The sequence below is a fragment of the Paenibacillus sp. MDV22-iso6 genome, assembly GCF_058408365.1.
In genome coordinates this window covers 82,412-95,861 of record NZ_JBZVDZ010000006.1, presented here as the reverse complement: position 1 = coordinate 95,861, position 13,450 = coordinate 82,412, and the positions used below count along the sequence as shown (strand labels likewise).

Here is a 13,450-nt window from a genome sequence, read left to right as displayed (position 1 = left end):
TTATGTTTATGGGATAACAATTATCTCGTATCTCGGATTTAGCTACTCAACCAGTTCTCAACATCGGAGATCATATCCTCGTATTGTTTTAAAGCCTCTATAGTCCATGTAACTTGTGATGTTCCCAACTGTTGCTCTTCACCGTCTGTGCATTCAATCCACAAAGAGCGTTTTAGACTGTATTCGAGCCAATCCAATTTTCCGGAAAAACCATTATCGAGAACCCTTCTCCAATTGGCGTTTAAATTCCCCACTCGAGACCGATATCCATTTATAAAAGCCAAGAACCTTTCTTTGCCCACGTTTCCGGTCTGATCCACAGACCAATACATCGCTGTTTCCACCAGATCATGCATCGGATTGATATAACCCGCTGATTCCCAATCAATAATGATGGGGTTGTCCTGCTGCCACATCACGTTCTTAGGTTCAAGATCTCTATGGCTAATAACTGCATCTGAAGCCAGTATTCCTGATGCATTTTTTGCCTGAGCACTCCACTCATAGATCTTTTGAATGTTATTAGCTAATAAGATCGTCCAATCCGAATTTTCTGTCTGCCCTTTGTTTAAATAATCATTCCAATCGGTTTCTTTGGAATCATCCAACTGAAGGTCAGGAATATGAAGCTGTGAAAAATCAGTTTTATGAATCTCCGCAAGAATCATGCCCATATGCTCACAATGGGTTTCAGTTACTTCATGATGCTCCAGACTTTTACCATCGATCCAGTCAAATATAAGATAACATTGATGATCTAAGATCTGCATTGAAGAACCGTTTATCACTTTGGCAGGTTGAGCATGGATAAAATTTGCTGCCACGTTTGCTATTTTTTCGGATTGGATATAATTCTGCATAGCTGTAGGTCTACTCATAATTTGAGGATTCAGTGCTTTCACAGCATATTTGGCATGTGTAGTTTCAATGGCATACATGCGATGTAAAAGCCCACCCGAGATTGCCTTGGGCTTACTGTTCAACTCACCAAGTTCTAATTCAGCGACGAGTTTTTCGAATTTTAGATTATATTGAACATTATTCATACGTTATAACACCTTTTGGAAACTACCAATATCCAATCTGCGATCAAATTTATATCCCACGCCTTTAAACATCGCACATTGCTCATACCCATGCTTTTCGAACAGGGACTTGCTGAGTGTGTTTTCCATGCATACCGTAGCAATTAAGGTGTAGAACCCTTGCTCGCGCGCAACATTCTCTATAAATCGCAGTGCCGTTCCACCAATGCCCTTCCCTACAATATCCGGTTTCAAATAAATGGTTACTTCTCCCGAGAAGTCATAGGCTTGTTTGCTCTTGTATTGCGTAATTAGCACATACCCTTTAATTTCGTTCTCTTCTTTAATGACAAACGATTTAAAGCGCGGATCTCTGTTTATGACAGAAGCCTTGATTTCTTCCAGAGTCAATTCTTCAGTATGAAACGAGATAGTCGTGTTGGAGACATAGTAGTTATATATTTCTCTGACTTCAGTCAAATCCTGCTCCGTTATTTCTTCGAAAGAGTATATGGGCATTTCCATTTTCATACTGATAAATAACATGTCCTCGTCATGCACTTTGCTATAAAACTCCTTATCTCTTTTAAAGCCTGTCCGCTCATACACTTTAATTGCTCGTTCGTTGAATGTGGCAACAACCAGCCGAAACTGAGAACTTTTGAAATGATTTTGCAAGAATACTAAACTTTGTTTAAGGAACACAGACCCTATCTTTTGTCCTGTCAGATCTGGATCTAATCCAAGACCTATATCCAGATATCCTTCTTCTTGATACAGTCCGATTGAGGTTCCTCCCGGTACACGTGCTGATTCCCCACAACAAATAAATCCTACTAACCTCTCCAGTTCATCCAGGACTGAAAAGTACTCCCCATTCATCAATTCTTGAATATCTTCATTGGATTCAGAGAAACTGTACATCGCGTATTCCTCTTCATATTTCCAGGTAACGATTTTTTCTGCATCAGCTATTTTCATTGGATGATAGGATAAAAGCATGAATAGTCCCCCTTTTTATACACTTACGAGCTTAATGAAGTCGATAGAGACACCATCACTGTTTTTCATACAGACTGGCACTCCAGTTCCCCTGTTTCATTCTGCGGATGTATTGGAATCCATAATCCTTATAATATTGATTAAGTCTCAGGTTATCTGCCATGCAATCCAGTCGGATCAAGGTCTTACCTTTATGCCTAATGTTCTCTTCAGCTGATTTTAGAAGGAGCAGGCCTATATTTTGCCCTTTAAAATCTCTATTCACTGCAAATCGGTGTATGTATCCGGAATTGGTGTTGTCGAGCTCTTCCCAAATCAGGGGATCTGACCACGTTAAGGTATACGTCCCTACGATTTCATGATTTATTTCAGCAAGATATACGTCAGATCCATCCGTCATGAATTCATTTACTTGTTCCAAATTGAAATACTCAGGACGCCATTGAAATATCTCTTTGGAGTTCAGCCATCGGGCAGACTCCTGCCATAGGTTCAACACAATGGAAGCTTCCTCCGGTAATGCAAGTCTAGTTATGAGTTTAGTATTAATTTGCTCCATCAAGATCCCTCGCTTATTCAAAAGTTTAATACCCCTATCAACCACGCTGCAAATCGTTCTTTCTCCTCGAACTGTGGGTAATGAGCCGATTCTTCAAATACAACAAAATCTTTTTCGGGTGCTCCAAGCTCATCGAAATAATCCCTTGCCGCATCCACAGACGTCATATAATCATACTTTCCCATAACAAAATAAGTCGGTATCTCCAGCTGATCTACAATGTCTGGCAAATGGTTGGCGGACCCCTCCTTCAGGAGAATTTCTTGTGTAGCCTGCACTCCTATCGAATACCGAATCACATCCAGTGCATTATATTCGGTTCCCAAAAGAAAGCCGAGCATATAGTCCCTGTTGTCATCAATAAGCCTAGCCGCACCGCCGTATTTGCGAACCATATTTCTTGGTGTGTATTTCTCGCCTCGCTCAATCGGACCCCGAAGACGTTCCAGACTTTCCGCATCAGCTGTACTGTCCGCTTGTTTCGCTTGTGTGATCGTATATTCCAAACTATCCAACTCACTCTGCACAGTATCAGCTACTTGTCCAATACCTATATAAGCAACGAATTTTTCAGGTGCTTTGGCCGCCGATTTTGTCCCTATGTATGTACCAAATGAATGACCGACCAGCGTAACCTTTCTTTGCCCCAGTTCGGCAGTAACGTAATCCGTTAATGCCAGCAAATCATCTACAAGCACATCTGAAGTCACATCCGAATAATCCTCCATGAAATGATATGACTTTCCACTTCCACGTTGATCATAATGCACAATAGTAAAATGTTGCTCAAGCTCCTGCTGATACTTCCTTACATAAGGAATCTCGGAGCAACCAGGACCACCATGCACAAAAAGAAGGATAGGATTGTTCCGATCCGTCCCGCGAATCATAACCTCATGACCTGCACCATTGATCTCGACCTGTCCTAACGTGCTGATACTATTCTCTCCCTTGATCCCAGGGGTCCATGTGGGAAAGATCAGAGCGATTATTACGAGTAAAAGAATACTAAGCATGGCGCGTCTGAATATTTTAATCGACCTCTTACGCATCAGATGGCTCCTCCGGCAGATATTCGTGTGTTTATTAAGTGGACTCCAAACTCCTCACTTGTTACTCCTTACTGCTCCTTGTTACTTCACTTTATAAAAATACGGTCCGCACATGGATTCATGGGTATGTACATACGTCCATGTGAACTCTTGGTCAAAAATATAAATGTCCTGTTCCGAATCAAAATCTTCTGCGATGACCTTATTCGCATTCTGAAATACCTGTATGAATGGTGTATGTTGATACATGACATACAATTCGTTTTTATTTTCGGCATTGAAAGCATCTCGTGCTGCATCGTCTGTTAGGCAATCCCGTTTCTCATAACTGAACATATGCCACTTGTACTGGCTATAATAGATAGCCTCTTTTATTTCTTCACTGATGCTCTTGGCAAATGTGTTATCCCATTTCTGTATAATTTCTTCGGATTCCTCGCACAATTCAGTCACAAGGACCCCCTTGTCCTCCAAATTTTTGTTATATATATATTTGCGGTGCACTAGCTCGATTCGCGAGTAAATCACGTTCAGTTCATGGTCCGGTAGAGCATCCAGCAGCTCATTAATTTCATCTCTAATCATCATAACCTCCGAAGTTTATTGGATTTAAGATTTAAGATTTAGAATACACTAGCATTCCAGTTACTCACCGTTTGCTTCTTCTCGCAGCAAATAGGCCAATCGGTACATTTCCGCGATGTCATATCTATTCTGTTCTTCAAATCTCTTAATCGCTTCACCAATCTCCACAACCTCTACGGCAATCACCTGTTCCCCATCCACCGGATTCAGCGGTTGGCCCACGAGTTCAACCTCTCCATAACCAATAAGTCTTACAAAATGAGGATGAGGAATATGCGGTCTATACGGCTCTGGTGCACTCGACATGCAATGAAATTGTCCAAACACCCGATACGTGATCAACTTGGCTCCTAGCTCCTCCATCACTTCACGTTGCAGTCCATCCATATATTTCTCTCCAACCTCCAACGTTCCTCCGGGCAGCTCCCATTTTCCGTTATCGATCTGAAAAACAACCACTCGTTCCCCCACAAAAGGGATAATGCTCACATTGCTTACCAGCGTTTCATCCACGATGTCATTCAATCTAAACTCCGCTTTAACAATTCCCCAATAAATCGATGTGCTGAGCGCCGGGAACTGTTCCCGGTCCAAAGTTTTCACTTTCTATCCGATCCTCTCTATGTAAAATAAATCTTCCATTATAAGTTCTAACTCTCATTATAGATCAAAAAAGAAAAAAGAAGGCCACTTTTCCCATCGGGAATCCATGGACCTTCTAATGTTATTTCAGTTGAACTAAAGAATGTCTATACTATTCACTCTGACCACTAATGGTGTACCAGTTTCCCGTTTTCCAAATAGAGAACCCGATCACATAGCGGCAAAATCCGCTCATCATGCGTAACCATGACTGCACTCTTACCCTGTTCTTTCACGAGCCGTGCAATCATGCCCACAATATCCAGTCCACGTTCCGCATCCAGACTAGCTGTCGGTTCGTCCGCGAGCAGGACGGCTGGATCATTCATCAAAGCTCTGGCAATGGCAACCCGCTGGCGTTCTCCGCCGGAAAGCTTCTCGGCATATGCCTTACGACGATGCGATAAACCTACCGTATCCAGCAACTCATCGACCCGCTTCTCTGCCTTGTTTTTGTCCGTTCCAGCGAGCTTGGCGACCACCATCAGTTGTTCTTCCACTTTCAGATACGGAATGAGGTTGGCACTTTGAAAAATAAACCCGAGCTGCTGGAGCCGTACATCGGATATGTCCTGTTTGTTTTTGCCCATAATCGATGCGCCATCCAGCATAACCTGTCCCTCCGTCGGTTCAAGTAGTGCACCTGCGATGGACAGAAATGTACTTTTGCCTGAGCCAGAAGGCCCCATGACCGCGACGAGCTCTCCTTCGGCCACCTTAAGATCCAACTTATCCAATATCGTCCGTTTGACCCCGCCATCTTCGAATGTCTGTGTAATTCCCTGCAATACCAGTCGGTTTCTCATGCTGCTGTCCTCCCAATCGCATCAAGCGCATCAATTTTGGTAACCTTCCACACCGAGAATAGCGAACCCGCCATAGACATCACCACGAATAACACACAGGTTAGTGCCAGGGTGGACAAGCTTAATTGAAACGGCATTGAAGCTGGCAAGATCGATTCAAATAGCCGAACCAACAGCACACTAATCACCAGACTGCCGATGGACAGAAGCAATACTTGCAATGAAACACTGCCCGCCAGATATGAATTTCGAGTCCCAATAGCTTTCAAAATACCGAATTGACTCGTTTTCTGAATCGTGATGACGTAGAAGAATACCGCAAGCACAAACGCCGAGATGACAAATAAAAAGGCAATCATCATGAGCAGCGAGCCCTGTTCTTCCTTGTACCCAGGAATGGCCGATACCGCATCGGACTTCGTAATTACCTCTGTATTCGGCAAAGCGGTACTAAGGTTATCCACCTTCTCGCCTGCATCCTTGACGGCAATCGCATTGTATACCGGAGCATTAGAGTTTGCTGTTCCTTGCGAAGTACGAGAACCCTCTTGAATAGCGAGCCATTCCTGCTCGTTTAAGAACACAACCGGTGAGTGACTGAAGGACTCATTTTCCACAAATCCACCTACGGTCCACTTCGTTCCCGAGGCTTGATCGACCAGTTCCGTTCCAATCTTCACTCCAGATTCAGACAGTTTTTGATCCACTACAACCTGCCCGTCTTTCAGATCCGTAATTGTAGAGCCTTCGGTTACGGTTGGAGTCAGCCAGCCTTCCGGGTTCACCATGAATAGCGTTACATCAATCTTCTTTGTGTCACCAGCTGGACTGACCGTTGTCATTTTTACACCCAGCGGTTCAGCGTTCTCTTGCCCCACAACGGAGCGTGTCTGCTCCAGCTGGTCCTTATTCACCTGGGAGCGGGTAAAACGATGATTCGAATCCTGCTCCAGAACAAAATGGGTTGCTGCCATATTTTTGATGGATGCCGCGTTATCATACGCAAGCCCCTGTGCCAGACCTGTGACAAACAAAACCAGAAATGATACAAGCACCATAATTGTAGCAATTAATGCATATCGCCCTTTGGCAAACCTCATCTCTCTAATAGCCAAGTACATATTCTCTGACCTCCTCTTGATAACCCAAGTATAGGAGGCGAAAATGAACGGCAAATGAATAACAGATTACATCTGCGGGAGCGTCACGGTAAAGACCGTTCCTTCAGACGAACTAGAGACCTCGATCGTACCGTCATGGATGCGGATAATTTTCTGCACAATGGCAAGCCCAAGCCCGGTTCGGCCGGAAGAACGTTCTCTCGCACGGTCTACTCGGTAGAAACGATCAAACAGGAAAGGCAAATGCTCTGCCGCAATCCCATCTCCTGTATCCCGAATATAGATTACGCACTGGGCATTGGTCTCTTCTGCACGAATCTCGATGCTTCTCCCCTGTGGAAGATGATTCACGGCATTACCCAGCAGATTCATCCATACTTGCATGAGCAGCACTTCATTGCCATATAACTGGATGGATTCGGGTACCGAGATCCTTAGCAACAGTTCTTTTTCTTCCAACTGCCATTGCAGCACCTGAACCGATTGGCGGAATTGATCTCGTAGAGAGAATCTCACTTTGGTCAAATCCTCATGACCTTGTTCCAGAGAGGACAACAGCAGCAATTGTTTACTGAGCAATGAGAGATGGCGGCTCTCCTCTTCAATAATGGAAGCATAGTGCTCCCGTTCTTGTTCAGGCAGATCTCGATCCGCTACCAGTTGGGCAAAACCCTGAATCGAGGTCAGCGGTGATTGAATCTCATGAGATACGTTCGATACAAACTGCTGACGGGCCTGATCCACCCGCTCCAGTTCACGACTCATGGTCATGAAATGCTGGGCCAGCTGTCCAATCTCATCACGCCTAGTCGTGGACAATTTCAGATTATAGTTTCCTTGGGCAATGCGCTTGGTCGCCTCGGACAGACGTTCAATCGGATTCACCAGATAGCGGGTACTGATTAAAAAGAGCAGAATACTAATGCCCACCGTAAACGCTCCAATCAACGCAAAAAAGATACGCAGCTCACCGAACTGCAAAATAACATCAGGGCGCATAAACAACGCATAACTTGCATTGCCCATCTGTAGATGAACACCAACGGTATTACTCAATTGATTATCGAAGAAACCCGTAATGAAGGGTTTGCTGGGAAACTCGGCAACGCCGTGGTATATCTCACCACCTAATACCCGATCTACAGCCTGCTTGTCCAGATCTTTCTGGCGGAATTCGCGGCCATAGAATTGGTCATTCCCTTTTCCATCTGTCACATAAATTTCGTAACCGAGCGCTGCGGCATTGTCCAGGTAATGCTCTACCGTAGCGGGTTCCTGCTCCACAAACTGCTTCATTTGCGTCGCGATGCCAACTAACTTCTCGTCATTGAAAGACTTCAGCTTCGCATGATAATAAATATTGGATAAAAGAAAACCCAGCATGGCGCTGACCAGAATCACCGCGATTGTAATCATAAACACCCGAAAGTACAGTGATCTCAATGCGCTTTCACCTCAATCTTATAACCAATCCCCCGTACCGTCTGAATGACAAAATCATCCCCATAATCGGCAAAACGATCACGCAGCCGCTTGATATGTACATCCACGGTGCGGTCATCGCCTTCATAATCCGCTCCCCAGACCAACCGAATTAGTTCATCACGCGAGAATAATCGCCCCGGAAACTGAGCAAGTTGAGAGAGTAGCTCGAACTCCTTCATTGGCAAAAAGAGAATCGATTGCCCATCGGAGACCTCGACATTATTCCGGTCAATCACGATGCGATTCATACGAATGATATCACTGGACGTACGATGGTACCGACGAAATAATGCTTTAACCCGGTAGACCAGTTCCTCGGGTTCAAATGGCTTCGTCACATATTCATCTGTGCCTCTCAAGTACCCATCCCGCTTGTCGGATAGTTGATCCCGTGCTGTCAGCAGCATAATCGGTATGTCATAATGTTGCCGAATGAAATCACATAACTCCAGTCCGTCCATACCTGGCATCATCACATCCAGAATCGCCAGATCGATTGGTGTTGCTTGCATAACCTTGACTGCTTCCACTCCATCCTGTGCTTCATGTACCCGATACCCTTCCTTGGTCATGACATGCCGGAGGAGTGCTCTAATATTGGCGTCGTCGTCCGCCAGAAGCAGATTCTTCATATTGTTGTCCGCCCCTTTTCTGTAAGTTGAAATAATATAGGTTCCGCGACATTGATCCTGCACAGATGGTAGCACAAAAGCAACGTAAATCGCCAGCGAACAAGTAAGAGTGCCCTGCGGGCATGTTTATATTTTCTTAAATCTGGTTGACACTATTATTAGGCGCACCTATAATAAAACCATAACATATGAATAACTGCTCATATGTTCATGTATTATCACTTTATCATTTCCGAAGATCACTTGTAGTCACAAAAGAAATCAATTACATAACGGAGCACGGCTCCAAAGGAGAGGATCTCATATGTCCGGACATCATCACAACCACGACCATGGACACAATCATGGTAGTACCAATAACAAGAAAGTACTGTTATTTTCCTTCATTATTATTACCGTTTATATGATTGTTGAAGCCGTTGGCGGATTCATGACGAACAGCTTAGCCCTCATCTCCGATGCAGGTCATATGTTATCTGATTCCATAGCTTTGGGGATCGCCTTGCTGGCGTTCACCTTTGGCGAAAAAGCGGTGAATACAGGCAAAACGTACGGGTACAGACGCTTTGAGATTTTGGCAGCCACGTTAAATGGGGTCACCTTAATCGCCATCTCACTTTACATCTTTTACGAAGCAATTGGTCGCTTCATCAACCCACCAGAAGTCGCAACAGTCGGTATGTTGATCATCAGTATCATCGGCTTGCTCATTAATATCCTGGTGGCATGGATCATGATGCGCGGTAGCGATACGGAGAAAAACTTGAATATGCGCGGAGCATACCTGCATGTCATTAGTGATATGCTCGGATCGGTTGGCGCCATTGCTGCTGCTTTGCTTATGATGTTCTTCGGTTGGGGCTGGGCCGATCCACTCGCAAGTGTCATTGTAGCTGTACTGGTTCTACGCAGTGGATTCTTTGTCACCAAATCATCCTTGCATATCTTGATGGAGGGAACGCCAGCGAATGTGGATGTAAATGACCTTGTTCAGACCATCAAACAAGTCGATGGCGTCAAAGGCGTGCACGACGTGCATGTCTGGTCCATCACCAGCAACCTGAATGCACTGACCGCTCATATCGTGGTGGATGGAACGATGGATGTGTATGCATCCGAGGTGCTTGTTCAGAAGATTGAGCATCTGTTGGAGCATAAAGAAATCAAGCATGTGACCTTGCAAGTCGAATCTGAAAAACATCTTCACGACACCTCGGTTTTATGCACTGTCAAAGGTGACGCACCGGATGCTCATGGGCATCATCATCATTGAGATTAATAGTTTTAAATAGAAACAGGACTTATTCCCGTTAGAGGAATAGTCCTGTTTTTCATTTTGCACGTAACTTTAATTCCATTCAGGCGTTCTGTAATACAAATGGCATTATCAAATTAATTTGTTGTACACCGTAATTTACTTAATATAATGAGGAGGTTATATCTACCATGGGGAAATTCCAAAAGTTCATGTCAGTGATTCTTGTACTGATAACGCTGCTCCTATTTCTTAACTACCTGGAGCTAAGAGAAAACAATAGACTACAAAACATCATCATAGATGGTATATATAATTAGCTTATCCATTTAAGTGGATAGCCTGGATATGTTCTCGATCAAAATCAATAATCATAATGTGACCTTGTAACACATTGTCTCCGCAGGCTATCGTTGCTCCGTAGTCCTCTTTACTATTAAATGTGATATCTACTTGATAAACTTCAATTTCATTAAACCAATCCTTATGTACTTGTTCACGAAGTTCATTCTCATAATAATTTCGAAATACGGCCTCACACTCCGTAAACCAATGCAGATATGACTCTACTACATCAGCAATTGCATCTAACTGAATAGTCGTCGATATATAGAGTCGGACATCATTTAAATCCTCATCCTTTATGGATTGCTTAAATATTTGGACTGTATTTTTCAAAACATAACATTTGTACCTCTCATCACTCTCTTCCACGAGCTCAATAAAATCACTTCGCACCTTAACCCTCCTTCCATAAAACGACCTGCATGATGCAAGGTATTGCTTCTTGAATAGGCACCTATACTATACTTTCTCGTCAATAATATATTTATTATCGCCTTGTTTATTGTTATTTTGTTTTTTAATTTCAGTTCTCAAATAGTGTACTTCTTTTATTAGATCCTCAAGTCTTTTCGATGTTTTTGAAGAATCTATCGCATAACGTATAACTGCAGCAACGATAAGAAACACAATAAAACATAGGATCAACGCTATAAAAGCTCCAAAGAGTTCCATCCTGATTCACAACTCCTTACTTATATTAAACTGTAATTGATTAACTGTTATGTTTACATGCATATAACGTATTGTCAAACCAAGTGCGAGGGAATTACTCTGGAGGATTTGTGAATACCACTATATAGAAAGAGGTAATCATCATGACAAATATAGCATTTTTCCCGATTCTTCTGCTCTTCCTTCTTCTCACAGCCTGCGCTTCAGAAGTTCCTACTGAAAATCATGACACTGAGGTTATCCCAAGAAATGAGGCTATGCCCATGATTGCAAATGTTGAGACTAACTTTCCCGAAAAAGAAGGTTGGATTATAATTCCTACAGATAGCACAGAGTTAAATGTCACAGTAGAGGCGACCAACGCGGAAACACTTCTTTTCTGGGCCGTTCCAACAGGAACTGAGACTTGGGGAGAACGAGAACTTATTGGGTATGATACTAACGAGGACGATGGGTGGAAGATAACGTGGGATATTGCGGGTAAGTCTGTGCATCACCACATGACTATTCAAGCATTGGGAAGTGATGGTAACACCATTACCGATGAAACGATAAAGATTACGAATGAGTAAGGTTGATTTAAATCCTTTAATTAAGGGAGATATTATTAATAATGGAGGCCTCCCCCGATAACTATTATCTTAGGTGGGCCTCCATTATGGTATGTAGTTGTCTCTGAACTACTTAATTTTAGAGAACAGCTTCTCTTTCTTTTGTTCAAACTCAAACTCAGTAATGATATTTTTTTCTCTCAACTCACCTAGCTGCAAAAGTTGTTCATGGACATTTACAGGTTGTTTTTTCCTCCGAGAAGATACAACCAAAGCAATAATTGAGAAGGGTATGGCGTACAGCATGCTTAAAAGTCCCAAGATTGCTGCGCTATCGGGATCTTCTGGCACTAGCCCGAATATCATTAAAAACGTTAATGTAAATAACACAATACCAATGATCGACAATGCTTTCAATTATAGTTCCTCCTAAACATCGACCTCGTCCCAATTCATAATGACATATGCAAGTTGAATTAAAAGCATAACCAGATAACTTATATTTACAACATAACAGAATTTAAGATTTTTGGCTTTATTCATGTACTCTTCTTTACTAATATTTCCAGTATCCAATCCGGATTTAAGTTTCTTATTCGATATCAATAATAAATACAACTCAATAAGCCCAAACAATCCCCATACTAAAGTGAAAAACAATGACACGGCATTGGCAACCGACAAAAGCATAAGGGAACCTTCATCCAATCCCCTTCCATAATGAAAAATAAGATTTATGGCCAAAGTCATAATAATTAATCCTAAACCAATGAAACTTAAATACGGTGTAAACCTGGAGCTTCTCACGCCCACTCCTCCTTCCAGGTAATTCTTAGCTGAATATTTTGTTATTTAAAGCCAACACTCTCTTTCAAACGGCTAAACATCGTTTTACTTCTTTCTGGAATTCCCCACTGAAGTTCCAACAAAATGGGAGGATAATAGATGGGATTGATCCATGAGTAGCTCCCATCCAATTGAAGGTTCCCTAACCAAATTTGCTTTTCCTTATCTGCCTTGATCGCCCACTCACCGGAGTACACCATATGGCCTTTATTTTTACGAGCGAACTTCTTGGCTTTATCAAAATCAAACACTTCTAGCAAGGAGCTATCAATTTCCTGACCCATCCGCTCATGCTTTTCTTCTTTGGCTTTCCAGGAAAACTCCGAATCCCAGATCTCCACCAATTGATAACCCACGATGGATTGACTTAATATTTCTTGAAAAAAATCTGAAACATATATGTAAGATAACTCTCTATCCTCGCTTGGTAGTTTAATTCTGAATATGTGTTGTCCTTGTAAAGCTTTTTGAACTAAAACAAGTGAATACTCATCAAACTGAGGAACGTCGTCATAATAAGTCCTTACTTTAGAGTTTTCCGGGTCTATACAATCGATAACACACAGCACGTGTAAAATATAGTATTCCTCTTCAGTGGCCGTTGAAAGTGGCAAGAACTCGATATGTTCAATGTGATTCTGTTCCAATAGTTCTTTCACTTTCCTACTAATGACAAGCGCCCCCGTGTATCTGTTTAAAATATCGGCTGGTTTGCCCACATCATTAAATTCTACGTTAGGTGCAGACCATTCCTGAATAATCGGCTTATCACTGCCTAAAGCCTCATAAACTTGATCTAATTCCTCCGAATCGCTAAATTCAATCGTATTATTCGGTGGATAGTAATCTAACAACCATGCTTTCATTCATTT

General features: G+C 42.7%; 17 protein-coding genes. 2 read left to right on the top strand and 15 right to left on the bottom strand.

Going from position 1 to position 13,450, the window contains the following annotated elements; genetic code table 11:
• Positions 1–38: 38 nt before the first annotated feature.
• The 10 genes from AC4PM4_RS17680 to AC4PM4_RS17635 form a co-directional block, all read right to left on the bottom strand.
• On the bottom strand, positions 39–1,046 hold the full coding sequence (locus tag AC4PM4_RS17680; RefSeq protein WP_491614169.1) for an aminoglycoside phosphotransferase family protein: 1,008 nt from the start codon (positions 1,044–1,046) through the stop codon (positions 39–41).
• A gap of 3 nt (positions 1,047–1,049) precedes the next feature.
• Entirely contained in the window at positions 1,050–2,027 is a 978-nt protein-coding gene (locus tag AC4PM4_RS17675) for a GNAT family N-acetyltransferase (RefSeq protein ID WP_491614168.1), read from the bottom strand.
• A gap of 55 nt (positions 2,028–2,082) precedes the next feature.
• Positions 2,083–2,586, bottom strand: coding sequence for a GNAT family N-acetyltransferase (locus AC4PM4_RS17670; protein ID WP_491614167.1), 504 nt, complete (start codon positions 2,584–2,586; stop codon positions 2,083–2,085).
• A 17-nt stretch (positions 2,587–2,603) separates the two neighbouring features.
• Entirely contained in the window at positions 2,604–3,638 is a 1,035-nt protein-coding gene (locus AC4PM4_RS17665; RefSeq protein WP_491614166.1) for an alpha/beta fold hydrolase, read from the bottom strand.
• Positions 3,639–3,719: 81 nt separating this feature from the next.
• A complete protein-coding gene (locus AC4PM4_RS17660; protein ID WP_491614165.1) occupies positions 3,720–4,223 on the bottom strand; it encodes a DUF4275 family protein in 504 nt (167 codons plus the stop codon).
• Positions 4,224–4,283: 60 nt separating this feature from the next.
• Positions 4,284–4,826: an NUDIX hydrolase gene (locus AC4PM4_RS17655; protein WP_491614164.1), complete on the bottom strand. Its 543-nt coding sequence runs from the start codon at positions 4,824–4,826 to the stop codon at positions 4,284–4,286.
• 167 nt (positions 4,827–4,993) lie between these two features.
• Positions 4,994–5,671 carry an ABC transporter ATP-binding protein gene (locus AC4PM4_RS17650; RefSeq protein WP_099855076.1) on the bottom strand — a complete coding sequence of 226 codons (678 nt, stop codon included), beginning with the start codon at positions 5,669–5,671 and terminating at the stop codon, positions 4,994–4,996.
• Positions 5,668–6,792 carry an ABC transporter permease gene (locus AC4PM4_RS17645; protein WP_491614163.1) on the bottom strand — a complete coding sequence of 375 codons (1,125 nt, stop codon included), beginning with the start codon at positions 6,790–6,792 and terminating at the stop codon, positions 5,668–5,670. The genes AC4PM4_RS17650 and AC4PM4_RS17645 overlap by 4 nt, the downstream gene beginning before the upstream one ends.
• A 66-nt stretch (positions 6,793–6,858) precedes the next feature.
• On the bottom strand, positions 6,859–8,235 hold the full coding sequence (locus AC4PM4_RS17640; protein WP_079696409.1) for a sensor histidine kinase: 1,377 nt from the start codon (positions 8,233–8,235) through the stop codon (positions 6,859–6,861).
• Positions 8,232–8,909, bottom strand: coding sequence for a response regulator transcription factor (locus AC4PM4_RS17635; protein ID WP_063564057.1), 678 nt, complete (start codon positions 8,907–8,909; stop codon positions 8,232–8,234). Before AC4PM4_RS17635 ends, AC4PM4_RS17640 begins: the two co-directional genes overlap by 4 nt.
• Positions 8,910–9,213: 304 nt before the next feature.
• Between AC4PM4_RS17635 and AC4PM4_RS17630 the strand changes: the two genes are divergently transcribed.
• Complete coding sequence (locus AC4PM4_RS17630; RefSeq protein ID WP_491614162.1) at positions 9,214–10,182, top strand: cation diffusion facilitator family transporter; 969 nt, start codon at positions 9,214–9,216, stop codon at positions 10,180–10,182.
• 303 nt (positions 10,183–10,485) lie between these two features.
• Here the strand turns inward: AC4PM4_RS17630 and AC4PM4_RS17625 are convergent, their stop codons facing one another.
• Positions 10,486–10,878 carry a hypothetical protein gene (locus AC4PM4_RS17625; RefSeq protein WP_491614161.1) on the bottom strand — a complete coding sequence of 131 codons (393 nt, stop codon included), beginning with the start codon at positions 10,876–10,878 and terminating at the stop codon, positions 10,486–10,488.
• 90 nt (positions 10,879–10,968) lie between these two features.
• Positions 10,969–11,181, bottom strand: a complete 213-nt coding sequence (locus AC4PM4_RS17620; RefSeq protein WP_063564054.1) for a hypothetical protein — start codon at positions 11,179–11,181, stop codon at positions 10,969–10,971.
• A 143-nt stretch (positions 11,182–11,324) separates the two neighbouring features.
• Here AC4PM4_RS17620 and AC4PM4_RS17615 point away from each other — a divergent pair, with 143 nt between their 5' ends.
• Entirely contained in the window at positions 11,325–11,753 is a 429-nt protein-coding gene (locus AC4PM4_RS17615; protein WP_090954245.1) for a hypothetical protein, read from the top strand.
• Between the two features lie 108 nt (positions 11,754–11,861).
• On the opposite strand, the gene AC4PM4_RS17610 is transcribed toward AC4PM4_RS17615, so the two are convergent.
• Genes AC4PM4_RS17610 through AC4PM4_RS17600 form a run of 3 tightly spaced genes read right to left on the bottom strand, consistent with a single transcriptional unit; the run spans position 11,862 to position 13,444 of the window.
• Positions 11,862–12,149: an SHOCT domain-containing protein gene (locus AC4PM4_RS17610; RefSeq protein ID WP_090808409.1), complete on the bottom strand. Its 288-nt coding sequence runs from the start codon at positions 12,147–12,149 to the stop codon at positions 11,862–11,864.
• 12 nt (positions 12,150–12,161) lie between these two features.
• On the bottom strand, positions 12,162–12,539 hold the full coding sequence (locus AC4PM4_RS17605; protein ID WP_090808407.1) for a hypothetical protein: 378 nt from the start codon (positions 12,537–12,539) through the stop codon (positions 12,162–12,164).
• A 41-nt stretch (positions 12,540–12,580) separates the two neighbouring features.
• Positions 12,581–13,444, bottom strand: coding sequence for an imm11 family protein (locus tag AC4PM4_RS17600; RefSeq protein ID WP_491614160.1), 864 nt, complete (start codon positions 13,442–13,444; stop codon positions 12,581–12,583).
• Positions 13,445–13,450: the final 6 nt, after the last annotated feature.

Excerpts from the sequence above, each read along its gene's own strand:
- AC4PM4_RS17680 (WP_491614169.1), bottom strand. The coding sequence starts at position 1,046 with ATGAATAATGTTCAATATAATCTAAAATTCGAAAAACTCGTCGCTGAA.
- AC4PM4_RS17675 (WP_491614168.1), bottom strand. The coding sequence starts at position 2,027 with ATGCTTTTATCCTATCATCCAATGAAAATAGCTGATGCAGAAAAAATC.
- AC4PM4_RS17670 (WP_491614167.1), bottom strand. The coding sequence starts at position 2,586 with ATGGAGCAAATTAATACTAAACTCATAACTAGACTTGCATTACCGGAG.
- AC4PM4_RS17665 (WP_491614166.1), bottom strand. The coding sequence starts at position 3,638 with ATGCGTAAGAGGTCGATTAAAATATTCAGACGCGCCATGCTTAGTATT.
- AC4PM4_RS17660 (WP_491614165.1), bottom strand. The coding sequence starts at position 4,223 with ATGATTAGAGATGAAATTAATGAGCTGCTGGATGCTCTACCGGACCAT.
- AC4PM4_RS17650 (WP_099855076.1), bottom strand. The coding sequence starts at position 5,671 with ATGAGAAACCGACTGGTATTGCAGGGAATTACACAGACATTCGAAGAT.
- AC4PM4_RS17645 (WP_491614163.1), bottom strand. The coding sequence starts at position 6,792 with ATGTACTTGGCTATTAGAGAGATGAGGTTTGCCAAAGGGCGATATGCA.
- AC4PM4_RS17635 (WP_063564057.1), bottom strand. The coding sequence starts at position 8,909 with ATGAAGAATCTGCTTCTGGCGGACGACGACGCCAATATTAGAGCACTC.
- AC4PM4_RS17630 (WP_491614162.1), top strand. The coding sequence starts at position 9,214 with ATGTCCGGACATCATCACAACCACGACCATGGACACAATCATGGTAGT.
- AC4PM4_RS17620 (WP_063564054.1), bottom strand. The coding sequence starts at position 11,181 with ATGGAACTCTTTGGAGCTTTTATAGCGTTGATCCTATGTTTTATTGTG.
- AC4PM4_RS17615 (WP_090954245.1), top strand. The coding sequence starts at position 11,325 with ATGACAAATATAGCATTTTTCCCGATTCTTCTGCTCTTCCTTCTTCTC.
- AC4PM4_RS17600 (WP_491614160.1), bottom strand. The coding sequence starts at position 13,444 with ATGAAAGCATGGTTGTTAGATTACTATCCACCGAATAATACGATTGAA.